The organism is Catenulispora yoronensis (assembly GCF_039531695.1).
In the GTDB taxonomy this organism is placed as follows: Bacteria; Actinomycetota; Actinomycetes; order Streptomycetales; family Catenulisporaceae; genus Catenulispora; species Catenulispora yoronensis.
Window position 1 is genome coordinate 11885 of the sequence record NZ_BAAAQN010000039.1, and the last position, 26896, is coordinate 38780.

At 72.2% G+C, this 26896-nt stretch carries 27 protein-coding genes; 13 read left to right on the plus strand and 14 right to left on the minus strand.

Going from position 1 to position 26896, the window contains the following annotated elements:
• Positions 1-9 precede the first annotated feature (9 nt).
• Positions 10-954, minus strand: a complete 945-nt coding sequence (locus ABD481_RS27805; RefSeq protein ID WP_344668725.1) for an epimerase — start codon at positions 952-954, stop codon at positions 10-12.
• Between the two features lie 63 nt (positions 955-1017).
• Positions 1018-1896 carry an NAD(P)-dependent oxidoreductase gene (locus ABD481_RS27810; protein WP_344668726.1) on the minus strand — a complete coding sequence of 293 codons (879 nt, stop codon included), beginning with the start codon at positions 1894-1896 and terminating at the stop codon, positions 1018-1020.
• 58 nt (positions 1897-1954) lie between these two features.
• Here ABD481_RS27810 and ABD481_RS27815 point away from each other — a divergent pair, with 58 nt between their 5' ends.
• The gene (locus tag ABD481_RS27815) at positions 1955-2320 is read left to right on the plus strand and encodes a MerR family transcriptional regulator (protein WP_344668727.1); all 366 of its coding nucleotides are present in this window, start codon (positions 1955-1957) and stop codon (positions 2318-2320) included.
• A 134-nt stretch (positions 2321-2454) separates the two neighbouring features.
• Here the strand turns inward: ABD481_RS27815 and ABD481_RS27820 are convergent, their stop codons facing one another.
• On the minus strand, positions 2455-3087 hold the full coding sequence (locus ABD481_RS27820; protein WP_344668728.1) for a TetR/AcrR family transcriptional regulator: 633 nt from the start codon (positions 3085-3087) through the stop codon (positions 2455-2457).
• A gap of 133 nt (positions 3088-3220) precedes the next feature.
• On the opposite strand from ABD481_RS27820, the gene ABD481_RS27825 reads away from it, so the two are divergent.
• Complete coding sequence (locus ABD481_RS27825) at positions 3221-4000, plus strand: class II aldolase/adducin family protein (protein ID WP_344668819.1); 780 nt, start codon at positions 3221-3223, stop codon at positions 3998-4000.
• Positions 4001-4058: 58 nt separating this feature from the next.
• Here ABD481_RS27825 and ABD481_RS27830 read toward each other — a convergent pair whose 3' ends face one another.
• Together ABD481_RS27830 and ABD481_RS27835 are read right to left on the minus strand one after the other, a co-directional pair.
• Positions 4059-5003 carry a ribokinase gene (locus tag ABD481_RS27830; protein WP_344668729.1) on the minus strand — a complete coding sequence of 315 codons (945 nt, stop codon included), beginning with the start codon at positions 5001-5003 and terminating at the stop codon, positions 4059-4061.
• Between the two features lie 284 nt (positions 5004-5287).
• Positions 5288-7426 (minus strand): fibronectin type III domain-containing protein, encoded by a 2139-nt coding sequence (locus tag ABD481_RS27835; RefSeq protein ID WP_425559305.1) that lies wholly within the window; start codon positions 7424-7426, stop codon positions 5288-5290.
• Positions 7427-7694: 268 nt separating this feature from the next.
• On the opposite strand from ABD481_RS27835, the gene ABD481_RS27840 reads away from it, so the two are divergent.
• From ABD481_RS27840 to ABD481_RS27850, 3 genes are read left to right on the plus strand one after another with little or no spacing between them, the layout of a single operon-like run.
• Positions 7695-8591 (plus strand): hypothetical protein, encoded by an 897-nt coding sequence (locus tag ABD481_RS27840; protein WP_344668731.1) that lies wholly within the window; start codon positions 7695-7697, stop codon positions 8589-8591.
• 43 nt (positions 8592-8634) lie between these two features.
• Positions 8635-9321: a response regulator transcription factor gene (locus ABD481_RS27845; protein WP_344668732.1), complete on the plus strand. Its 687-nt coding sequence runs from the start codon at positions 8635-8637 to the stop codon at positions 9319-9321.
• On the plus strand, positions 9318-10892 hold the full coding sequence (locus ABD481_RS27850; protein WP_344668733.1) for a HAMP domain-containing sensor histidine kinase: 1575 nt from the start codon (positions 9318-9320) through the stop codon (positions 10890-10892). The genes ABD481_RS27845 and ABD481_RS27850 overlap by 4 nt, the downstream gene beginning before the upstream one ends.
• On the opposite strand, the gene ABD481_RS27855 is transcribed toward ABD481_RS27850, so the two are convergent.
• From ABD481_RS27855 to ABD481_RS27875, 5 genes are all read right to left on the minus strand, one after another.
• Positions 10864-11289 (minus strand): barstar family protein, encoded by a 426-nt coding sequence (locus ABD481_RS27855; RefSeq protein WP_344668734.1) that lies wholly within the window; start codon positions 11287-11289, stop codon positions 10864-10866. The genes ABD481_RS27850 and ABD481_RS27855 overlap by 29 nt on opposite strands.
• The gene (locus ABD481_RS27860; protein WP_344668735.1) at positions 11286-11789 is read right to left on the minus strand and encodes a guanyl-specific ribonuclease; all 504 of its coding nucleotides are present in this window, start codon (positions 11787-11789) and stop codon (positions 11286-11288) included. Before ABD481_RS27860 ends, ABD481_RS27855 begins: the two co-directional genes overlap by 4 nt.
• Before the next feature lie 89 nt (positions 11790-11878).
• The gene (gene thiE / locus ABD481_RS27865; protein WP_344668820.1) at positions 11879-12514 is read right to left on the minus strand and encodes a thiamine phosphate synthase; all 636 of its coding nucleotides are present in this window, start codon (positions 12512-12514) and stop codon (positions 11879-11881) included.
• Between the two features lie 149 nt (positions 12515-12663).
• Positions 12664-13077 carry an Rv2175c family DNA-binding protein gene (locus ABD481_RS27870; RefSeq protein WP_344668736.1) on the minus strand — a complete coding sequence of 138 codons (414 nt, stop codon included), beginning with the start codon at positions 13075-13077 and terminating at the stop codon, positions 12664-12666.
• 18 nt (positions 13078-13095) lie between these two features.
• The gene (locus ABD481_RS27875; RefSeq protein WP_344668737.1) at positions 13096-14268 is read right to left on the minus strand and encodes an NAD(P)/FAD-dependent oxidoreductase; all 1173 of its coding nucleotides are present in this window, start codon (positions 14266-14268) and stop codon (positions 13096-13098) included.
• Between the two features lie 50 nt (positions 14269-14318).
• Between ABD481_RS27875 and ABD481_RS27880 the strand changes: the two genes are divergently transcribed.
• From ABD481_RS27880 to ABD481_RS27905, 6 genes are all read left to right on the plus strand, one after another.
• On the plus strand, positions 14319-15548 hold the full coding sequence (locus tag ABD481_RS27880) for a low temperature requirement protein A (protein ID WP_344668738.1): 1230 nt from the start codon (positions 14319-14321) through the stop codon (positions 15546-15548).
• A 17-nt stretch (positions 15549-15565) separates the two neighbouring features.
• On the plus strand, positions 15566-16723 hold the full coding sequence (gene thiO / locus ABD481_RS27885; RefSeq protein WP_344668739.1) for a glycine oxidase ThiO: 1158 nt from the start codon (positions 15566-15568) through the stop codon (positions 16721-16723).
• 5 nt (positions 16724-16728) lie between these two features.
• Complete coding sequence (gene thiS, locus ABD481_RS27890) at positions 16729-16944, plus strand: sulfur carrier protein ThiS (RefSeq protein ID WP_344668821.1); 216 nt, start codon at positions 16729-16731, stop codon at positions 16942-16944.
• Between the two features lie 6 nt (positions 16945-16950).
• On the plus strand, positions 16951-17805 hold the full coding sequence (locus ABD481_RS27895; RefSeq protein WP_344668740.1) for a thiazole synthase: 855 nt from the start codon (positions 16951-16953) through the stop codon (positions 17803-17805).
• Between the two features lie 10 nt (positions 17806-17815).
• Positions 17816-19639, plus strand: coding sequence for a Stk1 family PASTA domain-containing Ser/Thr kinase (gene pknB / locus ABD481_RS27900; protein ID WP_344668741.1), 1824 nt, complete (start codon positions 17816-17818; stop codon positions 19637-19639).
• Between the two features lie 279 nt (positions 19640-19918).
• Positions 19919-21775, plus strand: coding sequence for an ATP-binding SpoIIE family protein phosphatase (locus ABD481_RS27905; RefSeq protein WP_344668742.1), 1857 nt, complete (start codon positions 19919-19921; stop codon positions 21773-21775).
• Here the strand turns inward: ABD481_RS27905 and ABD481_RS27910 are convergent.
• Positions 21772-22593 carry a class I SAM-dependent methyltransferase gene (locus ABD481_RS27910; RefSeq protein WP_344668743.1) on the minus strand — a complete coding sequence of 274 codons (822 nt, stop codon included), beginning with the start codon at positions 22591-22593 and terminating at the stop codon, positions 21772-21774. The two genes, ABD481_RS27905 and ABD481_RS27910, sit on opposite strands and share 4 nt — an antisense overlap.
• Before the next feature lie 129 nt (positions 22594-22722).
• Positions 22723-23529, minus strand: a complete 807-nt coding sequence (locus ABD481_RS27915; protein WP_344668744.1) for a hypothetical protein — start codon at positions 23527-23529, stop codon at positions 22723-22725.
• Positions 23530-23625: 96 nt separating this feature from the next.
• Here ABD481_RS27915 and ABD481_RS27920 point away from each other — a divergent pair, with 96 nt between their 5' ends.
• A complete protein-coding gene (locus tag ABD481_RS27920) occupies positions 23626-24579 on the plus strand; it encodes a DMT family transporter (RefSeq protein WP_344668745.1) in 954 nt (317 codons plus the stop codon).
• 158 nt (positions 24580-24737) lie between these two features.
• Entirely contained in the window at positions 24738-25328 is a 591-nt protein-coding gene (locus tag ABD481_RS27925) for a hypothetical protein (RefSeq protein WP_344668746.1), read from the plus strand.
• A 28-nt stretch (positions 25329-25356) separates the two neighbouring features.
• Here ABD481_RS27925 and ABD481_RS27930 read toward each other — a convergent pair whose 3' ends face one another.
• Together ABD481_RS27930 and ABD481_RS27935 are read right to left on the minus strand one after the other, a co-directional pair.
• Positions 25357-26028, minus strand: a complete 672-nt coding sequence (locus ABD481_RS27930; RefSeq protein WP_344668747.1) for a type III secretion system chaperone family protein — start codon at positions 26026-26028, stop codon at positions 25357-25359.
• A gap of 279 nt (positions 26029-26307) precedes the next feature.
• Positions 26308-26838, minus strand: a complete 531-nt coding sequence (locus ABD481_RS27935) for a MarR family winged helix-turn-helix transcriptional regulator (protein ID WP_344668748.1) — start codon at positions 26836-26838, stop codon at positions 26308-26310.
• Positions 26839-26896: the final 58 nt, after the last annotated feature.

The following is a 26896-nucleotide window of genomic DNA, read 5'->3' on the forward strand; positions in this document are numbered from 1 at the left end:
ACCAGAACCTCAGGCCGCCTGAGACCTCCGCCTCGCCACCAGATCCCGCGCGGCACCGTCCCAGCCCGGGAAATCGAACCCGAACCCGGCCTCCGCCAGGCGTCCGGAAACCACTCTCCGGCTCTTGAGCAGCAGCTCGGTGTCGGACCTCAGCACGAGCGCCCCGATCGCGGCCATCCCCCGGGTCGCCGGCAACCCGAGCGGCATCCCCCACGCCCGCCGCAGTGTCCGCATGAACTCCCGCTGCGGCAGCGGTCCCGGAGCGGCGAGGTTGACCGCCCCCTCCAGATCCTCGTCGGCCGTCAAGAACTCCACGGCCCGGACGAAATCCCGGTCGTGGATCCACGAGACGTACTGCCGGCCCCCGGCCACCGGCCCGCCGAGCCCCAGCCGCGCCATCCACGCCAAGTAGTCGAAGACCCCGCCCCGGTCCGGACTCATCACCATCGCCGAGCGCATCGCGACCTTCCGCGTCCCCGGCGTCGACGCCTCGGCCTGCTCCCGCTCCCAGTTCCGGGCGATCTCGACGCTGTAGCCCCAGTAGTCGGGCACGCCGTCCTCAGTCCCGCCGATAACCCCGCGCTCGTCGTTCGCCGGGCCGTAGGTGTGGGCGTAGATGGTGGCCGTGCTCGCCTGGAGCCACACCCTCGGCGGCCGCGCAGCCGCCCCGATCGCCTGCCCGACCACCCTCGCGGACAGCACCCGCGAATCCATCATCTCCCGGAGGTTCTCCGGCGTGTACCGGCAGCTGACGCTGCGCCCCGCGAGGTTGACGACGACGTCACAGCCGTCGATCTCCTCGGCCCAGGCGCCGAGCGTGCGACCGTCCCAGGCCACCTCGCCCGGCAGCCTCGGCGTCCGGGTCAGAATCACGACCGAGTGCCCCGCAGCGCTGAAAGCGCGCCGTAGAATCGCGCCGACCTGACCGGAGCCTCCGGGGATGACGATCTTCACAGCTCTGCCCTCCGCACCGCGTTCAGCGAGTTCACCGAGTTCAGGGCCTATTTAAGCACTTGCTCAAACGGCTTCGTCCACCGGGTCGGCCCACAGCGTCGCCAGCCGCGCCAGCCCTTCCGCCCCGTGCCCCGCAGCGACCGCACGATCGATCACGCCGCGAGCCGCGTCGAGCATCCCGGTGTCCAGTCCGTGCGCCCGAGCCGTCGCCGCGACATGGCCGATGCTCGACGCCGCGGAGGCGATCGTCGAACGGTCGCCCGGGAACGAGCCGGCCTCGATCTGCGCCCCCATGCGGACAGCCATCTCCGGCAGCAGCGCACCGATGCCGCCGGCGAACGCCGCGAAGCTCGTCGGAGCGATGCCCTCGGCGGCGGCGAGCGCGAAGCCGTGCAGCAGTCCGTTGGTGGCGGTCGCGAAGATGTCGAGCAGCGCCATGTCGTAGGCGCCGGCAGTGCCAGGATCGTCGCCGAGGTGCAGGACACGGCCACCGAGCACAGCCAGCGTCGATGCCACCTGGGCATACACACTCGGGTCGCCGCTGAGCAGGACGGTCCCGGCCGGCGTACCGATCATCGGCGTCGGCGTCAGGATCGCGCCATCGAGGTAGGCGATGCCCCGCTCGGCGGCCCACGCCGCCATCTCCCGGGCCTGGCCCGGTGTGCCGCTCGTGAGGTTGACGAGCGCCTGCCGAGCACCGAACGGAACTTCGTCCAGCGTCCGCCGAACCACCTCGTTGTCGATCAGGCACGCCACCACGACGTCGGCCGCCGCCACAGCGGCACCGGGCGACCCGGCGACCGTCACGGCCAGCCCGGCAGCCTTCCCCGGCGTGCGGTTCCACACTGTGACTTCACGAGCCTCGGCCGCAAACGCCGCGGCGAGCGCCCGGCCCATGGGCCCAAGCCCCAGGACCGCAACGCGAGTTGTCTTCGCTTCCATGCCGCGAAGCTAAAGCCTCACGTTGACGTGAGGGTCAAGCCCGCGTTCTCCTGGAGCCATGAAGATCGGCGAACTCTCCCGCCGCACCGGCGCCTCGATCAGGGCTCTGCGCTACTACGAGGAACAGGGCCTGCTCTCCCCCGAGCGCCTTCCCAGCGGATATCGCGACTACGACGAACGCAGCGTGGCCACCGTGGCTAGGATCCGCGTACTGCTGTCCGCCGGCCTGAACAGCACGGCGATCGCCGAGATCCTGCCGAACGTCGTGGACGATTCCGTGGTGCTGACCGGACGCTGCCCCGAGCTGCGCGATGGGCTGGCTGTCGAGCGTGCTCGCATCACGGAACGGATCGAGGCCCTCGTGGCGGCCCGCGCCATCCTCGACTCGCTCATCGGACGCCCGCTGGTGATCGATCCCGCGTAGGCGGCGCGCGCAGCGGCGAATCAGTCCGCCTCGGGCTCGGTCACCGGCTCAACCGCGCTCGGCGGCTCCACCACCGGCTCAGCCGTGCTCGGGCTCCGCCACCGGTTCAGCCGTGCTCGGGCTCCGCCACCGGTTCAGCCGTGCTCGGGCTCCGCCACCGGCTCGGCCGCGACTTCCGTCACCGCACCCAGCAGCGCCGGCAAGAACTGGCGCTCCAATGTCCCTGGCGGCAGCGCCTCCGGCTCGACATAGCTCTGCGCCAGCGCCCCCTCCCGGATCGCGATCAGCATCCTGACCAGCGGCTCCAGCTCGACGCCCGGCCGCAGCCGGAGCCCGGCCCGGGCCAGCCGCTCCGCCAGCAACCGCATCGCCTCGCCGCGCAGCCGGGCGTCGTGTTCGGCCAGGCGGCGCGCCGCCTGCGGATCCCGGATCGCCGAGAGCGTGAACTCGGTCGTGACCAGGTACCAGGTGCGCTCGTCGTCGTCGAACTCGGCCAGTCCCGCCGCGAGGTCGGCGAGGGTCACCGCTCCCGGTCCCAACGCCGCCGCCTGCTTCTCGAACCGCTCCAGAACGCGTGCGGCATGCCGGTCGAACAGCGCGAAGAACAACTCTTCCTTGCTGGCGAAGTTGGAGTAGAACGCTCCGCGCGTGTACCCGGCGCGCTCGCACACGTCCTCGATCCGCGTTCCGCCGAAACCGTTGGCGGCGAAGGCCTCCAGGGCCGCGTCGAGGAGCCGTGCCAGCGTCTGCGGACGCCGCTTCGTCATGCCTTTGGGCACCGGCTCTTGACACCTCCTCCAGCGTGGGAAACGATCCGGGTACGTATCCGATACGTGAATGTATCCGATAACCGAAGGGCGTGCCATGACCACCACCGAACCCGGCGTCGAGCAGGTCGAAATGGCCGTCGGCAACGCGGCGCAGGAGCTGTACTTCCCCCTTCCGCCGACGTTCGACTCCGTCGAGGCCGAGCGGCAGTACCGCAAGGAGCAGCTGGCCGCCGGGTTCCGGATCTTCGGCAGGTTCGGCTTCTCCGAGGGCGTCGCCGGACACATCACCGTCCGCGACCCCGAGTTCCCGGACACCTTCTGGGTCAACGGCTTCGGCCAGTCCTTCAGCCAGATCAAGGCCTCGGACCTGATCCGCTGCGACCACGACGGCACGGTGCTGGAGGGCCGGTTCCACGTCAACCGCGCCGCCTTCGTCATCCACGCCGAGGTGCACCGGGCGCGCCCGGACGTGATCGCCGCCGCGCACTCGCACTCGCTGTACGGCAAGGCCTTCGCCGCCCTCGGCCTGCCGCTGGACCCGATCACCCAGGACGCCTGCGCCTTCTTCGAGGACCACGGCCTCTACGACGGCTACGGCGGCGTGGCCAGCGACGTCGAGGAGGGCAAGCGCATCGCCGCGGCGGTGGCCGGCCACAAGGCCGCGATCCTCCAGAACCACGGGCTGATCACGGTCGGCGAGTCGGTCGCCGAGGCGGTGTGGTGGTTCGTGACGATGGAGCGGTCCTGCCAGGCGCAGCTGCTGGCGATGGCGGCGGGCACGCCGAAGCTGATCGACCGCGAGACCGCCCTGATGGTGCGCGAGCAGATCGGCGGGCATTTCGCGGGCTGGTTCCAGGCCCGGCCGCTGTGGGACCAGATCGTGGTTTCCGACCCGGACCTGTTCGACTAGATTGACGCCCGACGGAGTCTGGACGGCGGCTGTGCCGCCGGTGCACCGTCGAGGTCGGTCAGCGGCTCAGGAGCTGATCGACCTCGGTCCGCGTGGGCAGCGCCGGTTGGGCGCCGGCCCGAGTCGTCGCCAAGGCCCCGGCAGCGCAGGCGCGGCGCAGCGCCGTCTCGATCCCGGCGCCGGAACCCAGGCCGACGGCCAACGCGGCGCAGAAGGCGTCGCCCGCGCCGACCGCGTCGACGACCTCGACCGCGAAGGCATCCGTCGACCAGGTTCCTTCGGCGGTCGCGGCGGTCGCGCCTCCCGCGCCGAGGGTCAGCACGGCGGTGCGGGGGCCGAGCGGGAGCAGCTCGCGGGGATCGCGAACCTCCCGGCCGAGCAGGGCGGCCGCCTCGGTCTCGTTCACGACGAGGACGTCCACGACCCGCAGCAGCTCGCTGATGTCCTGATCCGGAATCGGCGCGGCGTTGAGGACGCGCAGCGCCCGAGTACCGCGGGCCGCCGCGAGCACCGCCTCGAACGGCACCTCCAGGTTCATCAGCAGCACGTCGGCGGGATCGGCGGAATCTGAGAAGCCTGCGGAGTCGGCGGAATCAGCGGAACCGGCGGAACCACCGGAATCAGCGGTCCCGCCGACATCAGCGGCCGTCAGCACGGCGTTCGCCCCCGGCGAGAGCGTGATCGTGTTCTCCCCGTCCCCCTGCACGACGATCAGCGCCATCCCCGTCGTCGCCGTCGCGGCGGTCCCGACCCGGCCGACGTCGACCCCCTCCGCCTCCAGGTTCCGCCGCAGCTCCGCCCCGAAGGGATCGTCGCCCAGCATCCCGATCATCCGGGCCCGGCCCCCGAGCCGCGCCACCGCCACCGCCTGGTTCCCGCCCTTGCCCCCGGAGCCGCGGACGGCCTCGGCGCCGGTCACCGTCTCCCCCGGCGCGGGCAGCCGGGCGACCCGCACCGACAGGTCCATGTTGAGGCCGCCGATCACGGCGATGGTCGTTTCCACCCGGCCATCTTCGGCCCCTGACGGGCGTTCGGGCCACCGGCCGCGCCGCGCCGGCTCACGCTGCGCCGAGCCATGCCACGCCACGCCGAGCCGCCCTCCCCCGCACACGACGACGGGCGCCGGACCGAAGTCCGACGGCCGCCGCCAGAAGGCGGGTCGACGCTGGTGGCGGAGCCGGCACTGTCTCAGGACATCAGCGCCGACCGTCCGGGCGGTGGCCCCCGGACCCGTCCGCGCGCCGCCGCCCGATCAGGCGCCGACCCGCCGGCCGGTGTGGCCGTGCCTCACGGCATCGCCGCCAGGTGCGGGGCGATCGTGTTGACGAAGCCCCAGCCGTTGCTGGCGTCCCAGTTGATCGACCACGTCATCGCACCCCGGATGGCCGGGTAGGCGGTCGACGGCACGAAGGAGCCACAGCTGGTCTTGGCGGCCAGGCAGTCCAGCGCGTTGTTCACCAGCGACGGCGAGACGTAGCCGCCGCCGGCCGCGCCGCCCGAGGCCGGCAGGCCCAGGCCCACCTGGTCCGGGCGCAGGCCGCCCTGGAGCGCGATGCACGCCAGCGCGGTCATGAAGTTCTCCGAGCCCTCGGCGTAGACACCCTGGTCGCATCCGTTCATCGAACCCGAGTTGTAGTACTGGGTGTTGACGATGGTCAGGATGTCCTTGATGTTCAGCGCGAGCTGGAAGTACGCCATGCCCGTCGACTGCATGTCGATGGTCTGCGGCGCCATCGTGATGATCAGGCCGGAGCCCGCCTTCGACGACAGCGAGTGCAGCGCCTGCCCCATGTAGGTGGCGTTGACGCCGTTCTCCAGGTCGATGTCGACGCCGTCGAAGCCGTAGCTCTGCATCAGGCCGTAGACGCTGTTGGCGAAGTTGGTCGCGGCGCCGGAGCTGGAGACGCTGATCGCGCCGTTCTGCCCGCCGACCGAGATGATCACCTTCTGGCCGCGCGAGTGCAGGGTGCTGATGTCGGCCTTGAACTGCGCGTCGGTGTAGTTCAGCGTCGAGGCCAGCTGCGAGTCCAGGCTGAAGGTGACGCCGCCCTGGTTGGCCGGGTCGGCGTTGGCGAAGGCCACCGCGACCAGGTTGTAGCCGGCCGGGACCGCCGAGAGCTTCAGCGGGGTGGCGCTGTTCACGAAGTCCTGCCAGTAGCCGGTCAGCACGTGCTTCGGCAGCGAGCCGGTACCGCCGGTGCCGGCCGTGGTCGCGCTGACCGCGGCGGACTTCGCGGACTCGCCGGCCGAGTTGGTGGCCGACACCGCGTAGCTGTAGGTGGTGGAGGCCGTCAGACCGGAGTCGGTGTAGGAGGTGCCGGTCGCGGTGCCGACCTTGGTGCCGCCCCGGTAGACGTTGTACCCGGTCGCGCCGCTGGACGCGGTCCAGGACAGCGACACCGAGCTGGACGTGGTCCCGGTGACCGACAGGCCGGCCGGGGTCGGCGGGATGGTCGGGCCGGTGGAGCTGGTGGTGCCGGTGACCGACGCCGACTGCGCGGACTCACCGGCGCTGTTCGTCGCCGACACGGTGTAGCTGTAGCTCGTCGACGCGGTCAGGCCGGAGTCGGTGTACGAAGTGCCGGTCACGCTGGCGACCTTCGACCCGGCCCGGTAGACGTTGTACCCGGTCGCGCCGGTGGAGGCCGACCACGACAGCGCGATCGTGCTGGAGGTGGTCCCGGTCACCTTCAGCCCGGCCGGGGTCGGGGGCACGGTCGGGTTGCTGGAGCCCGTGGTGGCGGACACCGAGGCCGACTGGGCCGACTCGCCGGCGCTGTTCGTCGCCGACACGGTGTAGCTGTAGCTGGTCGACGCGGTCAGGCCGGTGTCCGTGTACGAAGTACCGGTCACGCTGGCCACCTTCGACCCGCCCCGGTAGACGTTGTACCCGGTCGCGCCGGTGGAGGCGCCCCAGGACAGCGACACCGAGCTGGACGTGGTCCCGGTGACGGACAGGCCGGTCGGGGCGGGTGGCACCTGAGCCGTGCCACCCGGCCCGACGAGCGAGACGTCGTCGGTGTAGTAGGTGCCCTGCGCGTACCAGCCGTGCACGTAGATCTGGACGCTGGTGACGCCGGCGCCGGTGGTGAAGCTGGTGGTCAGCTGCTGCCACGAGGCGGCACCCGGGGTCCAGGTGCTGCTGTAGCCGGTGGCGCCGAGGTAGACGTAGTTGCCCTCGACGTACGCCGACAGCGTGTACGCGGAGTTCGGCTGCACCGCGACGGTCTGGGTGCACTGCGCGTTGTCGGTGTTGCTCGCGGCGCCGGACAGCGCGTGCGTGCCGCTGTGCGCCGGGGTGGCGACGACGCTTCCGGTGCTGCCGGAACACGTCCAGGGGCTCAGGCTTCCGGTCTCGAAGCCGGGGTTCACCACCAGGTTGCTGTCGGCGCGGGCGTGGGTGGCGCCCGTCGCCAGCGAGACCATGGCGGCGATCAGCGTCGCGGCCAACAACGCCGCGAAAGCGCGGAGGCGCGTTCTTGCACAGGTCAAAGCACACCTCTCTCGGGGGGAGTTCGGCCAGTGGTCTAAACCACGGGGGCTGTGTTCAAAATGGTGTAGACCAGAAGGAGTGTCAAGAGTCTGAACCCGTGCCGATTGCTAAGGGAACGCAAAGGTTTCTCAGCGCTCGCCAAGAAGCCCGGGTGATTCGGTGATCCATGTCAGCACCGAACCGTTCCCGAAGGGACAACTCATGACACTCCGCAGAAGGGCACTGCCGGTCGCCGCGCTGGTGGTCGCGCTGGGCAGCTCCACCGCCGGGATGGCGCTCGCCGCCGACACCGGGGCCGGCGTCGCCGGGAAGCCCGGACCGACGGCCGGCAAGATCAAGGTCGTCGTGGTCAACGGCAAGGACACAGGGAAGGGGAACGACAAGAGCAAGGGGGGCGACAAGGGCCAGCCCACGAAGAAGCCGGTCGACTGGGCCAAGGTCGCCGCGAAGCTCGGCGTCACCGAGCAGCAGCTCCAGAACGCCTTGCGCGACACGAAGATCTGGATCGGCCAGACCGGCGTCGAGCCGACCCCCGAGGTCGTCATCAAGCACGTGGCCGCCCTGCTGCACAAGCCGGAGGCACTCGTGAAGGAGGCGCTGGCGCAGACCGGCATCCTGGACCCCGGCGGGGACAAGGGCAAGGGCGGCGACAAGGGGGGCCAGCCCGGGCAGAACGTGGACTGGGCCAAGGTCGCCGCGAAGCTCGGCGTCACCGAGCAGCAGCTCCAGAACGCCTTGCGCGACACCAAGGTCTGGATCGGCCAGACCGGCGTCGAGCCGACGCCCGAAGTCTTCATCAAGCATCTCGCCGCCCTGCTGCACAAGCCGGAGGCGCTGGTGAAGGACGCGCTGGGACCGACCGGGATCCTGGACCCGGGCGGGAGCAAGCCCGGGGACCCGAAGGGCGGGAGCCCCAAGCCCGGGGACCCGAAGCCGGGCGACCCCAAGCCGGGCGACCCGAAGGGCGGCGGCCCCAAGCCCGGCGACCCCAAGGGCGGGGACCCGAAGCCCGGCGACCCGAAGGGCGGGGACCCCAAGCCCGGGGACCCGCAGGGCGGCGGCACGGTGAAGACCCCGCCGGCGGCCCCCGGCAAGTGACGCTCTCAGCGCCGTCTCAGCAGTCGGCGTCACACTCCCAGCCATGCGCATCCTGGTAGTCGACGACGACCCGGCCGTCCGCCGCGCGCTCGAACACGCGTTGCGGCGCGACGGTTATCAGGTCTCGCAGGCCGCGTCCGGCACCGAGGCGCTCCAGGAGCACGCGCGCGCCGCTCCGGACGCGCTGGTGCTGGACGTCATGATGCCCGAGCCCAACGGGCTGGAGATCTGCCGGCGGCTGCGGGCCGCCGGCGACGGCACGCCGATCCTGCTGCTGACCGCCCGCGACCTGATCGACGACCGGGTCGCGGGCCTGGACTCCGGCGCGGACGACTATCTGGTGAAGCCGTTCGCCCTGGCCGAGCTGCGCGCCCGGCTGCGGGCGCTGCTGCGCCGGACCGGGGCCGGCGCCGGACCCGGCGGCCCGGAGACCCTGGTCTTCGCCGACATCGAACTCGACACGGCGGCCTGCCGCGCCACCCGGGCCGGCGCGGTCGTGCCGCTGACCCGGACGGAGCTGGCCCTGTTGGAGATGTTCCTGCGCAACCCGCGCCGCGTGCTGAGCCGCACGCAGATCTTCGAGACGGTCTGGGGCTACGACTTCGGCCCGGACTCCAACGCGCTGTGGGTGAGCATCAGCTGCCTGCGCTCCAAGCTGGAGGCCGGGGGCCGGCCGCGGCTGGTCCAGACCGTGCGCGGCCTGGGCTACGTGCTACGGGAGGAGCCGTGAACCTGCGGACCCGGGTCGCGGTCGGCAGCGCGGTGGCGGTGGTGGCCGCGCTGGCCGCGGTCGCCGCCGTCGTCTACCCGGCGCTGGACGCCCAGATGCGGCACAACATCGACAGCCAGCTGAGCTCGGACAGCTCCGGCCAGGACCTCAAGTACGCGCTGAAGGACCTGAGCGACGCCAAGGACGGCGGCGGCGGCGTCCCCTACCAGCCCACGATCGTCGTGCCGATCGGCAGCCGGCTGCTCGACGTGCTGCTGGAGCCGTCGGTCGGGGTCTTCGACAAGTTCGCCCCGATCACCGCCCACGACGTGGCGGTCGGCACCGGCCAGGCCCCGCCGTACTTCGAGGACCTGCGGGTGAACGACGAGCTGTACCGGGTCTACGTCGCGCCGATCCCGCTGTCGGACTACACCGGCGCGGTGATGCGGGTCGCGCAACCGGAGTCCGACCGCACCGAGGCCCTGCACCAGTTCGGATGGCTGCTGGCCGCGCTGATCCCGGCCGCCGGACTGGTGACGGCACTCGGCGCGCGCCTGCTGGCGGCCCGGGTGCTCAGCCCGGTGGCCCGCCTGACCTCGGCGGTCGAGCACGTGACCGTCACCGGCGACCTGACCAAACCGATCGCCGTGACCGGCCGCGACGAGGTGGCCCGCCTCGGGCTGGCGTTCAACGCGATGACCGGCGCCCTGGACGGCTCGGTCGGGGCGCAGCGGCGCCTGGTCGCGGACGCCTCGCACGAGCTGCGCACCCCGCTGACCTCGATGACGACCAACCTGGAGCTGCTGGCCGAGCGCCCGGACGACCCGCAGGCCCCGTGGCTGATCGACGAGGCGCTGCGCCAGGCCCGGGAACTGACGCTGCTCACCAACGGCCTGGTGGACCTGGCCCGGTACGGGGAGGCGCCGGCGCGGGACGAACTGGTGCCGGTGGACCAGATCTGCGCGGAACTGGCCGAGCGGCGGGGGGTGCAGCTGGTGGTCGAGGCAAGGCTGATACCGGTGCCGGTTTTGATGCCGGGACCGGTGTTCATGGCGGAGCCGGGGCCCGGATCACAGCCGGGGTCCGAGTCGGTGCCGGCGCTGATGGCGGAGCCGACAGTTGGCGGTCGAACCGGGGCGCAGTCCGGATCGGCGCCCGACTCCCTGTACCAATCAGCGCCCGCACCGCCCCTGCTGGTCCGCGGCGATCCGGCGGCCCTGGAGCGCGCGGTGGCGAACCTGGTCGACAACTCGCTGAAGTTCGGCACCGCGGCCTGCATCTCGGTGCGCGCCGGGTCCGGGCACGGGTTCGGGGCCGGGCCGGAGGCTCCGTTCGGCGCGGTGCCGCGGCCGGGCTCCGGGGTGGTGATCGTCGAGGTGCGCGACGACGGTCCCGGCATCCCCGCGGGCGACCTGCCCTACGTCTTCGACCGCTTCCACCGCTCCGAGGCCGCGCGGGCGCTGCCCGGCTCGGGCCTCGGGCTGGCCATCGTGAAGCAGATCGTGGAGGCGCACCACGGCCGGGTCGAGGCGGTGCCGCAGGCGGCCGGCGCGCTGCTGCGGATCACGCTCCCGGCCGCAGCAGCACCGTGAACGGCACGCCGATCCGGCGCCAGGCCTCGGCGGCCTCCTCCCAGACCTCCAGCGCGATGCCGTAGACGTCCGGGTCGGCGTCGGCGAAGGCGTTGGCGTGCTCGAAGACGGTCAGGATGCCGCCGCCGCTGCCGGCCGCGGGCGGCGGCAGCCATTGCAGGTCGGCGAGGCAGTCGGCGAGCGCGTCCCAGTTGTGGCCGAAGTAGGCGGGGAAGCGGTAGGCGCGTTCGCATTCGTTCAGGAAGGACCGTTTGTCCACCACCAGCGCGCCGTCCACGATCACGCACCGCCATCCGAGCTCGGCGGCCTCGGCGCGGATCGCCGCCGCCGACCGTTCCGAGTGCCAGGCGTGGACGCCGGGCCCGGCCTCGCCGAGGACGTGGGCCAGTGCTGTCATGTCGCATCACCTCGTACCACCCAGTAGAAGGACCGGTAGTGGTCCGGGGTGTAGTAGAGCTCGCCTTGTCGGCCCAGGATCAACCGCCGCGCACCCCGGTCCGGCGCTCCCGGGGTGGACACCGTGTACTCGCGGTAGTAGCCGCGCGGCTGCGCGGGCAGCAGGCCTTCGCGGTTCTCGAAGGTGACGCCGTCCTGCCGGTACTTGAACGGGCCACCGGCGTCGATGCGGCGGAGCACCTCGCGGGCCTCGGCGGGCAGTGCGGACACCGCGATCGTGGGCATGCCCGGCGGTTTGGCCGCCGGGTCGGCAGGGCGGACGCCGGCCGAGCTCTTGGCAGGGCTCTGGGCCGAGCTCGAACCCTGGGCCGAGCCCGGGGCCTTGGCCGAGGAGCCGCCGCAGCCGGCGAATCCGACCACGGCCACGGCCAGCACCGCGACCACCGCCACGACCAGCGCGACGATGGCCTTGGGGTTCCGCGTCGACGCCAGCGTGTTCACCTTCGAACCCTAACGCACAGTGATCATCTCAGTACGGGACGACCCGCGCCGACCCGCGCCGACCCGACCGGCCCCGCACTACCCTCGCACTACCCCCGCAGCAGCCCGGCCAGCTCGGCGGCCGCCGCCCCCGGGTCCTCGGCCTCGGTCACGGCCCGCACCACGACGACCCGCCGCGCCCCGGCCTCGACGACCTCGGGCAGGGTGCCCGCGTCGATCCCGCCGATCGCGAACCAGGGCCGGGAGCCCGGGGCGAACGGCGGTGCCAGCCGGGCGGCGTGGGCGACCAGGCCCAGGCCCGGGGCGAACCGTCCGGGCTTGGTCGGCGTCGGCCAGACCGGGCCGGTGCAGAAGTAGTCGACGCCGTCCGCCGCGGCGGCCTCGTCGACCTCGGCCTCGGCGTGGCAGGACCGGCCGACGACCGGGCCGGCGCCGACGATCGCCCTGGCCAGCGGCACCGGCAGGTCGTCCTGCCCGAGGTGCAGCACGTCCGAGGCGGCGCCGACCGCGATGTCCGCGCGGTCGTTCACGGCCAGCAGCGCGCCGTGTCGGCGGCAGGCGTCGTCGAAGACCTCCAGCGCCGCCAGCTCCTGCCGCGCCTCCATGCCCTTCTGCCGCAGCTGGACGATGTCCACGCCGTTGGCCAGCACCGCGTCCAGGAACTCCGGCAGGTCGCCCTGCCGCTCGCGGGCGTCGCAGCACAGGTAGAGCCGCGCCTCGGCCAGGCGGACCCGGGGGTCGCCGGGGCCGCCTCGGTCGACTCGCTCACCGCGTGCGCCGGAACTGCCGGAACCGCCAGCACCGCCGGAACCGCCGGAGCTGCCGGAACCGCCAAGGCCGCTGGAACCGCCGGAACCGCCCGAATCAGCAGGGCTCACAGCTCGGCCTGCGCGCGCCGCCGCACCTCGGTGCCGCGGTTCTCGCGCAGCGCGTCCACCGGGGTGCCGGGCAGCGTGTCGTCCGGCGTGAACAGCCAGCGCAGCGCTTCCTCGTCGGTGAACTTGGCGTCCCTGAGCAGGGTCAGGGTGCCGGTCAGGCCCTTGACCGTGTGGTCGCCCATGATGAAGCCGGCGGGGACGTGCAGGGCGTTGTTCTCGCCGCGCCGCACCGCGATCAGCTGGTTGTCGCGCAGCAGCTGCCGCACCCGGGTCACCTGCACGCCGAACCGCTCGGCGACGTCCGGCAGCGTGAGCCACTCCCCGACCAGAGCGTCGGTCGCGGCGTCGAGCGTTTCGCGCTGGACCTCAGTGGAGGTGTTCCCAGCAGCGGTGTTCTTATCAGTCACCATCCCAGCATGCCAGGAACCTCAGACCGCCGCCGACGTTAACGGCACCCCGACATCGGCCACCCGGTGGGCGTCCAGCACGGTCCCGGCGGCGACCAGCCGCCGGCCCTGGGCCAGGTCCCGGGGCCGGCCGACGGCCAGCACGGCGGTGGGCCGGTGCAGCGGGTCGAGCCACACCGCCGACCAGCTCGGGTCGCCCAGCGCGCCGCGCAGAACCATCCGGTCGTGGGCCGTGTGCCGGCCGACGTACTGCACCATCCGGCCGAACTGCTCGCTCCAGAAGTACGGCACCGGGTCGAACACCTCGGCGCCGACGCCTTCGAGCACGTTGGCGACCACGGTGTCCGGTCCGCGCAGGGCGTTGTCCCAGTGTTCGACGCGGACGTGCTCGCCGCCGTAGCGCAGGCTGCGGTAGGCGGCGACGTCGCCGACCGCGTAGACGCCGGGGACGTTGGTCTCCAGGTGTTCGGAGGCCAGCAGCGAGCCGTCGGAGGCGCGGTGGAACGCGGCGCCCAGCCACCGTGTGTCGGGGCGGGCGCCGACGGCCACCAGGACGTGGTCGGCATCGTCGGGGGCGCCGGTGACCGGGTCCGAGCACCGCAGCGCGACGCCGGCCTGCCGGTACCAGCCGGCCATGGCCTCGCCGATCGCGGCCGGGAACAGCGCGGCCAGCGGCCGCTCCCGGGCCTCGTGGACGGTGACCTGGCAGTCGGCGGCGCGGGCGGCGGTGGCGACCTCGGCCCCGATCCAGCCGGCGCCGACGATCGCCAGCCGCTTGCCGGCCCCGATGGTGTCCCGCAGCAGCAGCGCGTCCTCGTAGGTGCGCAGGGTGCCGCCGAAGCCGAGCGGGACCGGTTCGCTGCCGGTGGCCACGACGAGCGCGTCGTAGGGCAGCCGGTCGCCGCCGGAGGTGATGACGGTGCCGGGGGCCCAGCCCACGGCGCGCTCCCCGAAGCGCAGGGTGACGCCGGCGTCCTCGAAGTCGAAGGCGAAGGCCAGTTCGGCGACGTCGTCGACGGCGTCCTCGCCCCGGTACTTCAGCACCGCCTTGGACAGCGGCGGGCGGTCGTAGGGGGCGTGCGGCTCGGCGCCCAGAAAGGTGACGGTGCCCTGGAAGCCCTTCTCGCGGAGCAGGCGCACGGTGTGCAGGCCCGCCATTCCGCCGCCGACCACCAGAACACGTTCTAGTTTCATGGAACGTCACCGTATCCCGTGGAAAACCTGATTGCGTCATCATGGTCGCCGTGGCGACCCAGGAGTATGAGGACACCCCGATCGAGCCCGATCAAGACGACGGTACCCCGGACATCGAGGCCGACGCCGATCCGGCGCCGCGGTCGCCGCACGCCGTGCAGCGGGTGACCTGGGCCGAATTGTTCTTCGACCTGGTCTTCGTGTTCGCGGTGACGCAGGTGGCGCACGCGGTGTCGGTCGGGGACGGCTGGGCCGATCTGGGGCGTTCGCTGCTGCTGTTCGTGCCGTTCTGGTGGACCTGGGTGGGCTGCACGATCGTGTTCAACGGCCTGGTGGTCTCCGCGACGAAGCGGCACGTGCTGCTGCTGGCGGTGGCCGGGGCGGCGTTCGTGATGTCGATAGCGGTGCCGGACGCGTACGGCGACCGCGGGCTGCTGTTCGGTGCCGCGTATTGCGCCGCGCGGATCCTGCTCGGCTACGCGATGCACGTGCGCGGCGCGTTCCGGGCGCGGCTGAACCCCTACACCGTGGGTCTGGCCGCCGGTCCGGCGTGGCTGCTCGCGGGCCTGGCGCCGGAGGGGGCGCGGCAGTGGATCTGGCTGGCGCTGGCCGTGCTGGAGCTGTCGGTGCCGATCGTGCTCGGGCACCGGCTGGACTACATGCGGTTCGACGCCTCGCACCTGCCGGAGCGGTTCGGGCTGTTCGTGATCATCGCGCTGGGCGAGACCCTGGTCGGGATCGGGCAGGGCGGGACGCACGAGGCGCTGGACGGAGTGGAGGGGACAGCGTTGTTCGTCGCGTTCCTGCTGTCCTGCGGACTGTGGTGGACGTACTTCCAGTACGGCGCCTCGGCCACCGAGCACGCGCTGCGGACCGCGAGGATCCCGGCGGTGCTGGTCCGGTCCACGTTCTCCTACGGGCATCTGGCGTTCGTGATCGGCATCATCCTGGCGGCGGCCGGGATGTCGCAGGCGGTCGCCGATCCCAAGGCGCACCTGGAGGGTCTGCACGCGATGCTGCTCGGCAGCGGCGTTTCGCTCTATATCGCCACGTTTTGCTATACCCGCATCGTGATGTTCGGCGGCGCCTCCTACACGCGGGTCGTCGGCGCGCTTTTGGCGATCGTCGTCACAGTGTTCTCACCGGGCCTGCCCGCGCTGACGCCGCTGATCCTGCTGGCGGCGCTGGTCATCGCGCTGAACGCGTTCGAGCTCTACTGGGTGGACTCCGGGCGGCCGCTGCTGGTGATCAACATCGGTCAGGGCGCCGCCGGACGCTGACCGAGGGCGCATCTAGAATGATGACCATGCCAGCGCCCGCTCGTCCCGACGTCCTGATCATCGGTGGCGGGCTGATCGGGCTGGCCACCGCCTGGCGCACGGCCCGGCGCGGGCTGTCGGTCACGCTGTGCGACCCGGAGCCGGGCGCCAACGCCTCGTTCGCGGCCGCCGGGATGCTGACCCCGGTCACCGAGCTGCACTACGGCGAAGAACTATTACTCGGCCTGAACCTGGACTCCGCGCGGCGGTATCCGGACTTCGTCGCGGAGCTGCGCGAGGCCTCCGGCGGCGCCGACCCGGGCTACCGCGAGTCCGGGACCCTGGCCGTGGCCTTCGACGCCGACGACCGCGCGGTGCTGGCCGATCTGCACGAGTTCCAGCGCTCGCTGGGCCTGCGGGCCGAGTGGCTCAGCGGCGGCGAGGCCCGCCGGCTGGAGCCGATGCTGGCGCCGAGCGTGCGCGGCGGGCTGCTGGTCGAGGGCGACCACCAGGTCGACAACCGGATGCTGCTGGCCGCGCTGTTCGCGGCGCTGGAGCGGGAGCCGAGGGCGGAGCTGGTCCGGGCGCGGGCGGCCGAGCTGACGGTGGCCGGCGGGCGCGCGGTCGGCGTCGTGCTGGAGGACGGCACCGCGATCGCCGCCGGGCAGGTCGTGCTGGCCGCCGGGTGCTGGTCCGGGCAGCTGCGCGGGATCCCGCCGGAGGCGCTGCCGCCGGTGCGCCCGGTGAAGGGGCAGATCCTGCGGCTGGCGGTACCGGAGGTCTACAAGCCGTTCCTGACGCACACCGTGCGCGGCGTGGTGCGGAGCAATCACGCGTACCTCGTGCCGCGCGCGCACGGCGAACTCGTCCTCGGCGCCACCACCGAGGAGCAGGACTACGACACCTCGGTGACCGCCGGCGGCGTCTACGAACTGCTGCGCGACGCCCGCGCGCTGGTCCCGGGCATCACCGAGCTGCCGCTGCTGGAGACCCGCGCCGCGCTGCGGCCAGGTTCGCCGGACAACGCCCCGCTGATCGGCCCGACCGCGCTGCCGGGGCTGCTGGCCGCCACCGGGCACTATCGGCACGGCGTGCTGCTCACGCCGGCCACCGCCGAGGCGATGGCCGAGATCCTCGCCACCGGGTCGGTCCCCGACCTGGCGGAACCGTTCAGCCCACTGCGTTTCGGGAAATGAGCACCATGCATCTCTTTGTGAACGGCGAGCCCGCGCAGGCCGAGGACGGCTCGACGGTGGCGGACCTGGTCGGCGCGCGGGTCGCGCCGGCCCGCGACGGCGGCAGCGGCGGGATCGCCGTGGCCGTCAACGAGGCGGTGGTGCCGCGCGCCGCGTGGGACGCCACCGAGCTGGAGCCCGGGGACCGGGTCGAGATCCTGACCGCCGTGCAGGGAGGCTGAGCACCGATGACCAGCGAATCCGTTCCCGCTCCGGACGCCGACACCTTCGTCCTCGCCGGCCGGTCCTTCGGCTCCCGCCTGATCATGGGCACCGGCGGCGCGCCGTCGCTGGAGGTGCTGGGCCAGGCGCTGGCCGCCTCCGGCACCGAGCTGACCACCGTGGCGCTGCGCCGGATCTCGGCGGCCACCAGCGGCTCGATCCTGGACCTGCTCAAGGAGCACGGCATCAAGGTGCTGCCGAACACCGCCGGCTGCTTCACCGCCGGCGAGGCGGTGCTGACCGCCAAGCTGGCCCGCGAGGCGCTGGGCACCGACTGGGTGAAGCTGGAGGTGATCGCCGACGAGCACACCCTGCTGCCGGACCCGATCGAGCTGGTCGTCGCCGCCGAGACGCTGGTCGACGACGGCTTCACCGTGCTCCCCTACACCAACGACGACCCGATCCTGGCCCGCAAGCTGGAGCAGGCCGGCTGCGCGGCGGTGATGCCGCTGGGCGCGCCGATCGGCTCCGGCCTGGGCGTGCGCAACCCGCACAACATCGAGCTGATGGTGGACGCGGTCTCGGTGCCGGTGATCCTGGACGCCGGGATCGGCACCGCCTCGGACGCCGCGCTGGCCATGGAGCTGGGCTGCTCGGCCGTGCTGCTGGCGACCGCGATCACCCGCGCGCGCCAGCCGGTGGCGATGGCCGCGGCGATGCGGCACGCGGTGACCGCCGGCCGGCTGGCCCGGATCGCCGGCCGGATGCCCAAGCGCTACCACGCTCAGGCCTCTTCGACCATGGACGGACTCGCCCGCCTGCGGGAAAACGTGGCTGCTGTCGTCGAACATGAGCTGCCCGCGTTCGACCGGTCTGAATAGACTCAGGGCTGTGGACAAGACACTGGACGAATCGCTAGTCGGGCACGTGCTCGACGGGCGCTACCGGGTCGACTCCCTGATCGCTCGCGGGGGTATGGCAACGGTCTACCTGGCCACCGACCGACGGCTGGACCGGGTCGTGGCGCTGAAGGTCATGCATCCCGAGTTGGCGCGGCACGACGAGTTCGTCTCGCGCTTCATCCGGGAGGCGAAGACCGCCGCGAAGCTCACGCATCCGAACATCGTCGCGGTGTTCGACCAGTCCGCCGACGGCGGGCACGTGTATCTGGTCATGGAGTTCGTCGACGGCCAGACGCTGCGCGAGCTGCTGACCGACCGGGGACGGCTGACCCCGCGCGAGGCGCTGGAGATCCTGGGGCCGGTGCTGTCCGCCCTGGGCGCCGCGCACCGGGCCGGGATGGTGCACCGGGACGTGAAGCCGGAGAACGTGCTGATCGCCGGCTCGGGCAGCTACGCGCACGCGGTGAAGGTGGCCGATTTCGGGCTGGCCCGCTCGGCCGCTGCCGGGGCCACGGTGTCGCTGGCCGGGATGATCGTCGGCACCGCCTCGTACCTGGCGCCGGAGCAGGTGAAGTCCGGGGTCTGCGACGCCCGCTCGGACGTGTACTCGGCCGGCATCGTGCTCTACGAGCTGCTCACCGGCGACAAGCCGTTCGTCGCCGACTCCCCGATCCAGGTCGCCTACCGGCACGTGCACGACCAGGTGCCGGCGCCCTCGGCGAGCGTGCCGGGCCTGGACCCGGCGCTGGACGCGCTGGTGACCCGGGCCACCGCGAAGGACCCGGACGACCGCCCGGCCGACGCCAACCGGTTCCACGCCGAGCTGACCCGCGCCTTCGGGAACCTGCCGGACGCGGCGCTGGACTTCGGCGCGCTGCCGGAGGAGAGCGACCCGGACAACACCGCGACCGCGGAGTTCGGCGCCCTGACCGACCGGCGCACCACCAGCGCGACCCGGGTGATGCCGGTGCCGGAGGCCACGCGCGCGGTGCCGCCGCCCCCGCCGCTGCCGACCAACCCCACGCGGATCCAGCGTGCGACGATGCGCAGCGGGCCGCCGGTCAAGCAGGTCTTCAAGCCGCGCACATCGCCGAACCAGCCGCGCGAACTGGTCCCGGCCGACCAGCCGTGGCGCCCGCGCCGCGGCCACTACGCGCTGGCCGTGATCGTGGTGCTGTGCCTGATCCTGGGCGTGGCGGCCTGGTGGGTGACCAGCGGCCAGTTCCGCTCGATGCCGTCGGTGATCCGCCAGACCCAGGACGCCGCGCTGGCCGAGCTGAACCGCGACGGCCTGCACCCGGGCGTGGACCTGGCCTACGACGACACCGTCCCGGCCGGCATGGTGATCGGCTCCTCGCCGGACCCGGCGGGCAAGGTGCGCAAGGGCGGCTCGGTCCGGATCACGGTGTCCCGGGGCCCCAAGCCGGTCCCGGTCCCGGAGCAGGGCGGCCGGACGCCGGACGCCGCCACCACCGCGCTGCGGGCCGCCGGCTTCCAGGTGGCGATCGCCCCGGACCAGGTGTTCTCCGACACCGTCGAGACCGGCTCGGTGGTGTCGGTGTCGCCGCACGACGCCCAGCCCGGCGCGCTGGTGACGCTGACCCTGTCCAAGGGCCCGCAGACCTTCCCGGTACCGGACGTGACCGGACTTCCGGAGGACCAAGCGATCGCCGCGCTGGCGGCGCAGGGCTTCGACAACGTAAAAGTCAACAAGTGGTTCTTCGGCAACACCGTCCATTCGCAGCAGCCTGAGGCAGGGGCATATGCGCGGCACAAGGATCCCGTGTCGCTCGACGAGAGTCCGTTGTCCTGACCCGGCGCGGGCGGGCGCCGCGTGCGCCCCCCGCTTCTCCCCGCCGGAGGAAGAGTTCTGCGATCGCGCGCGGGGCGGGCCGCGTGGCACCCATACTCGGAGTGTCCGTTCGGTGACTGCCTGTCAGGAGGGTCCCGGACGGTCAGCTCGCACCGGGGGCGGGTATGGGGATGGGAAGACGGACGTCGAAGGGCCGCCGATGGGGACCGCGCGATGAAGGGGACCGCGCGGGAGGCGACCGCACGACGGCGACGGTCAGGCGAGAGGGCGGGAACAGCGGTGGAGCACACGGTGGCGGGGCAGGCCGTCACTTCCCTTTCCGGAACGCCGGACGCCCCGGAGGGGGCGGCCGCGAGCCCGGGCGGCGACAAACGGGCCCCGCGGCACGCCGCGCCGCCGCACGACTGGCACGACACCGCCGACTCCGTACGGCTGCGGCTGGCGCTGCTCAACCGGGCCAGCGAGGAGATCGGCACCACTCTGGACCTGGTCCGCACCGCCGAGGAGCTGGTCGGCATCGCCATCCCGGACTTCGCCGACACCACCTGGGTGCTGCTCCAGGAGCGGGTGGTGACGCACCACGAGATCCCGGCGCAGTCCAAGGACGGCGCCGCCCGGGTCCGCCGGCTGGCGCTGGGGGTGTCGGACAAGGACCCGCTGCCGGTCGAGTTCTGGCTGTCCACCCTGCCGATCGGCGAGACCGCGGTCTGCCCGCCGGCCTCGCCCTTCGCCCGCTGCATGGCCGAGCGCCGGTCGCTGTTCTTCCCGATCGTCCCGGACGAGCTGGCCCGCCGCACCGCCGAGGACTTCGGCCGCCCGGACTTCCTGCGCGCGATGGCCGGACGCTCGCTGCTCCTGAGCCCGCTGATGGCACGGGGACGGGTCCTGGGCGTCCTGGCGTTCAATAGGGATCCGGCCACCCGGGCCGAATTCTGCGGAAGGGATGTGGAACTCGCGGACAACCTGGCCCGCCGCACGGCACTGTGCATCGACAACGCCCGCCTCTACAACCTGGAGAAGTCGCAGGCGCTGACGCTTCAGAGTTCCCTGCTGCCCAAACGCGTCCAGCCGCCGCCCGGGATGGAGGTGGCGCACCGCTACGTGCCCGGCAGCGACGTCGCCGAGGTCGGCGGCGACTGGTTCGACGTGATCCCGCTGTCCGGCGGCCGGGTGGCGCTGGTGGTGGGCGACGTGATGGGGCACGGCATGCAGGCCGCGACCGTGATGGGCCAGCTGCGCACCGCGGTCCGCACCCTGGCGCGCCTGAACCTGCCGGTCACCGAGCTGATGGGGCACCTCGACGCGCTGGTGCCGGACATGGCCGACAGCTACCTGTTCGCCACCTGCATCATCGCCGTCCACGACCCGGAGGCCCGGACCTGCGAGATCGTCCGCGCCGGCCACGTGCCCCCGGTGATCGTGCACCCGGACCCGTCGGTGAAGCCGCGGATCGAGGACGTTCCCCCGAACCGCCCGCTGGGCCTGGGCTTCGTGTCCGGCCCGTTCGAGTCCTGGACGCTGGACCTGCCCGAGGGCAGCCTCCTGGTGCTGTGCACCGACGGCCTGGTGGAATCCAAGAACCGCGACATCGGAGACGGGCTGCATCTGTTGCTGGAGAACCTCTGCGACCCCGAGGCCGGCCTGGAAGAGATCTGCGACACCCTGACCAGCACCTTGGTCCTGGAGGGCGACCGCGACGACCTGGCCCTGCTGATCGCCCGCATCGGCCGCGCCCCGTCCCGCTCGGCGTCCTGGGAACTCCCGGCGGAGACCTACGCGGTCCGCGAAGCGCGCCACTTCGTCCGGCAGCAGGCGGGATCCTGGGGCCTGCCCGCGGACACCGTGGAGACGGCCGAGCTGCTGGTCAGCGAACTGGCGACGAACGCGGTCCGGCACGCCGCCGGACCCGGCCCGATAGAGATCCGCCTGTCCTACGACGACCGCCTGACCTGCGAAGTCGCCGACCAGGTGGGGGCCGAGCCGCGGCCGGCGGCGCTGCCGGACGAGCTGGAGGAGAGCGGCCGGGGCCTGTTCCTGGTCAGCGAACTGTCGGCGGAGTGGGGATCGCGGCGGACGTCGACGGGGAAGGTCGTGTGGTTCGCGCTGGAGGGGCTGGGAGTCGGGGTCGCGGCTTAGGGCTTGTGCTGCCGGTGTTCCAACGCCGAGCGTCGAGCGGTGTAGACAGCCGTCAGGCACGGGTCTTCGACCCGGCCGCCGAACTCGTCGACGAGCGAACCGAGGCGAGTGAGGAACTCTTCGCGGTCCGGTGGGGAGAGTTCTGCGATGTTCGGGAACGTGGACCACTGGTCCCGCGCGCTCTGCGCGGTCAGGATCTGATTCCATTCGATGATCTCGACGGAGACGTCGCCGAAGTAGCCGCCCGCGGTCAACTGCCCGCGCCACCGATCGGTGTCGAGGATGTGGGAGCGGCTGTCCCGATAGCCGGTCCCGCCGGGCAGCAGATCGTGGTAGACCTCATCGAGCCGGTCGCGGAAGAGAGTCGGCCGCTTGGGGTCGCCGAACTCGTTCCACCACGCCGCCAGCCAGCCGCCCGGACGCACCAGCCCGGCGATCTTCGCGGTCGACGTGGCCGGGTCGACCCAGTGCAGCGCTGTCGCCGCCACAGCCAGGTCGAACCCTCCTGGCAGATCCGCGGACTCGAAGTCGCTGACCAAGATCTCCAGCCGATCGCACGCGTGCTCGGCGGCGAGAATCGCGGCCAGGTTCTCGCCGGGCTCGACCGCGACCACGTGCGCCCCGGCCGCCAACAACGGCTCGGTCGCCAGGCCCGTTCCGGCACCGATCTCCAGCACCCGAGCACCGGGCCGTAGTCCGCATCGTTCTGCCAGCAACTCGAAGACCACGTCCGGGTAGCGCGGCCTGCCCCGTTGGTAGGTCAGCGCGTCGGCGTTGAACGACATCCGGCGAGCCGCACGCACTGTGTCAGACATCATGGATCCCGCAGCCACGGCGCCGTCCTGGACAGCGCCGGGGTCAGATTCTTGGTCGTGCACCCCGACAGTCTGCCCAACTCGGCCTTGCGAGGCCACAGGAATACTCGCCCTGTCGACGTGGCCGGGCGGTCACCGCGGGCTCCATGCGAAGTCCTCCCGCCACGCGACCTCGGAGGCCGACCATTCCAGCAGCGCGGCAACGACGTCCGCCAAGGACGGCGTGACAGTCACGAGGGGCTCGGCCGGCGCCCCGTCGCGGTATTCGATCTCGTAGTCGCCACCAGGACGCATCAGCACCTTCACATAGCAAGCTTCGTGCTCCACACACTCCAGCGCTCGGCGCACGCCCGGCTTCATGGCCGTGATCGAGGCCTCCAGCTTCGCCGGATCGAGCCAGCCGTCCGCCAGCGTGTGGTCCTCGCGGTCGGCCTCCGCCTTCGCCTCGGCCACGGGATCTCCGAGACCGGCCGCGCCAAGGAGCCTGAAGAAGACGCTCTCCATGAAGTAGTCGGGCTTGCCCGCCAAGACCGCGCCGATCCGATCGCGATCCGGTTCCAACCCCGCGGCAGTCGACCATGCGACGACGGCCTCGACAGCCTCCGCCCCAAAGAAATGCGGCTCCGCCTCACCAGTCCGCGGCTCCGCGGGCAACCGCACCGACCAAGCCTGCCCGCTCCCGGCCCCCAGCCCTCGCACCACGCATGAGCGCTCCGGCGAGACCGACGCGATCATCACCGGCCTGCGCGTCGCCTCGACCATGGCACGCAGCCAGTCGCGGCCGTCCGCCTCCGGCAGGCCGCCGTCCTCGACCGAGAGCACCTGCCAGCCCGCAGGCCGTCGCTCGCACATGCGCAGCGCGCCCTCTTCCACGTACTCCGCGATCCCCCGCACCAACGGCAGCGCGAACAGCGAAGTCCTCCGCCGCGCCACGATCAAGTCCCCCTCGAATCCCATAGCACCCACCCTGCGCTCGAAACCAGCTCGCTCGAATATAAATCCATCATTCAGCAAACTTATGAGACACTCGCTCCCGTGATCACCGAGGCCCCCGCTCCCGCCCCCGAATCGGCGCTCGCCGCGCCACCCCCGCCGCTCGCCCATCCTCACAGCACCACCCGCCGGACCGCACTCCTCCCCACCGCCGGCCTCGTCTTCACCACCGCGATATGGGGCTCCACCTTCGTCGTCGTCAAGGACGCGATCGCCTCGGTCCCCGTCCTCGACTTCCTGACGCTCCGCTTCGCGCTCGCCTTCGCGGTCCTGGTCGCCGCGCGTCCCCGGGCCCTCGCCTCCCTCAGCCGCGACGGCTGGCGCCACGGCCTCCTCCTCGGTCTGGTCCTGGCGGCCGGCTACGGGACGCAGACCTTCGACCTCCAGACCGCCTCGGCCTCGGTCTCCGGCTTCGTCACCGGCTTGTTCGTCGTCTTCACCCCGCTCATCGCGGCCGTGCTGCTCCGGCGCCGCGTCCCGTCCGCCGTCCGGGCGGCCGTGGTCCTCGCCACCGTCGGGCTCGGCCTGATCTCGCTGCACGGCATGTCCGTCGGCCGGGGCGAACTGCTGACCGTCGCCGGCGCGTTCTTCTTCGCGCTGCACATCGTCGGGCTCGGCGAGTGGTCGCACCGCAACGACGCCTACGCGCTGGCGGTCGTGCAGATCGGCACGGTCGCGGCCGTCTCCCTGGTCCTCGCCCTGGCCACCGGGCACAACCCCGGCATCGCCCTTCCCGGGAGCCCCTCCACCTGGGCCGCGGTGGCGGTGACGGCCCTGCTCGGCACGGCCGCCGGCTTCTATCTCCAGACCTGGTCCCAGGCCCGCATGCCGGCCACGCGCGCCGCCGTCGTCCTCACCATGGAGCCGGTCTTCGCCGGCGTCACCGGGGTCTTGTCCGGCGAGACCCTGGCGCTGCGCGGCTGGTTCGGCGCCGCGCTGGTGCTCGGGGCGATGTATCTCGTGGAACTGTCACCTCGCCGTCGCTGGAAAGGGTGACACTCAGCGGACCTGCACCGGACTTGTCGACTCAGAAGACCGCCGTCCGCCGATCCCCGGTGGCACGCTCACCCGAAATCCCTCTTCACCTCGGGAGAGCTCCAGTGGAAACCTGCCCCCTGACCTGGGTCTTGGCCTGCCATCCGCGCGGTTTCGGCATGCAGACGACGCTTTCCGTCGCGCTCGACCTCCTGGCCGCCGCCGCTGCCCCCGACGGCACCCGCCGCGCCTTCCACCTCGACACGATCGCGGTGTCGGCCACCGGCACCGCGCATCCGGGCAACGGCCCGCGCAGCCCCGAGAACGCGGCCGTCCCGCAGATCCTGGAACTGCTCAGCCACTGCCTCAGCCCGACGACGCCCGGGAGCGGGAGCCCGACGCTCGCCGCCGAACTCCCCCACCTCGTCACCGGCATGTTCCGCACCGTCTTCGAGTTCGCCTCGCCCGACTCCGACCAGCCGTATCCGACCGCCGCGCTGCTCTATGAACGCATCACCCGCGCCGGCGACCGCTCCCTCGAACCCGGCTGGCGCGCCCGCGCCAAGGAACGATTAGCCAAGGACGTGGAGCGGTGCCGCGGCGAAGCGCCGGCCCCGACAAAACGCCAGGCGATGCCGACTTCGGCATCGCCTGGCGCTCCAGCATCGTCCGCCCCGAGCCACCAAGACCCGAGCCGCTCCAGAGCGGTGTTCAAGAGCTCGTTCCGGCGCCGGTCCCGGATCGGGTGGTCCCGATCAGGACGCCCCTGATCCGGACGCCCTGCTCCCGACCTCGCGATCAGTCCAGGTCGTCGGTGCTGTCGAAGTCGGATTCGTCGCTGTCCACGTCGCCGCCCTTGGCGCCGCCCTTGCCCGCGTCACCCTTGCCCGCGTCGCCCTTGACGTCCTTGACGATCCCGCTGCCGCCGTCCAGGTCCTCGCCCGCATCCGGCCGGCCGTTCTGCCCCACCGACTGCACCTCGGCCTCCAGGCCCAGCCGCTCGGCCAGCCACCCGTGGAAGCCGACCGAGGCCTGCACCCAGTTCACGGTGGTGCCGACGAAGTAGTCGATGTTCACACCCTGCGGCACGACCATCTGGGCCTCGCCGACGAGCCGCAGCACACCGTCCTCGTTGGTGTGCGTGTACACCTTCGGCCACAGCGTGTCGCGGTTCCACTCGTCGATGACGTCGAGCAGCTCCTGCTTCTCCTCCAGCGGATACGCCCGCTCGTAGAACGACCGGATCGCGAACAGCTCCTTCTGGTCGCCGCGGAACATCGCGTAGACGCGGAAGCCCGGCCACGAGGCGACGATGTCGCCCTCCGGGTCGGTCGTGTGTTTGATCCCGAGCTGCTCGAACAGGTCGCCGACCAGGTTGTTGTCCGGCTTGATGATCGGCGGCGGACCCTGCGGCGGTTCCTGCGGCCCCTGCGGTCCGAAGTTCGGGATGGCTCCGGGGTCGATGGTCATACGGCGTCCTCAACTGAGCTCGGTGGCATATCGGGTCGATGGTTCTTCCATCCTGTCATCCCCCGGAGCCGGGACTGAACTCGCGTCCCGGGCAGCCCGCCGCCGAGAACGCGTCGGCGACCGTCGGAGCTTCGACGACGAACGGCGCTTCGGGCCCGGTTTTCCCGGGCGCCACCGTCCGTTCCGCGAACGTCGGCACAACGGCGACATCCGGGGGATCCGCACACCAGGGCGACCGCGACCCGCGGAGCCTGGAGGCTGGAACCTGGAACCTGGAACCTAGGCTCCGGCCTTCTCCCCCGCGCCCGGCTCCTCCTCGTCCGCACCCGACCCGGCGAATAAATGCTCCACCAGCTTCGCCAGCGCCGGCAGCGCCGCCGCCACCGCCTCCTGCTCCTGCGCCGACAGCCGCTCCAGCGCGGCCCCTATCCGCCGCTGGTGCGCCGCCTGCCAGTCGGCCAGCTGGCGGCGCCCGGCCGCGGTCAGCTCAACCACCGCGACGCGGCGGTCCTCCGCGTGCGTGCCCCGCACCACCAGGCCGGCGGTCATCAGCTGGCCGATCAGGCCGCTGACGGTGCTGGCGGACAGCCGCTGCCGGGCCGCGAGGTCGCCGACGCGCGCCGGGGACTGGTCGCTGAGCGCCTGCATCAGCTCGATCTGCGCCATCGGCAGCGCTTCCCACGGGTACTCGGTCCGGATCGAGGTGCGCAGCGCGCGCCGCAGCCGGGTCACGACGTCGGTCAGCTGGTGCGCGGTGGCTTCCGAGAGGTCGCCGGCAGCGGGCGTGGAGGAGGGGACGGGCGATGCCATGCCCAGACTTTATGAGACCGGACCCACGTTGCGTCCAGCCTTCCGCCGGGTTGAGATG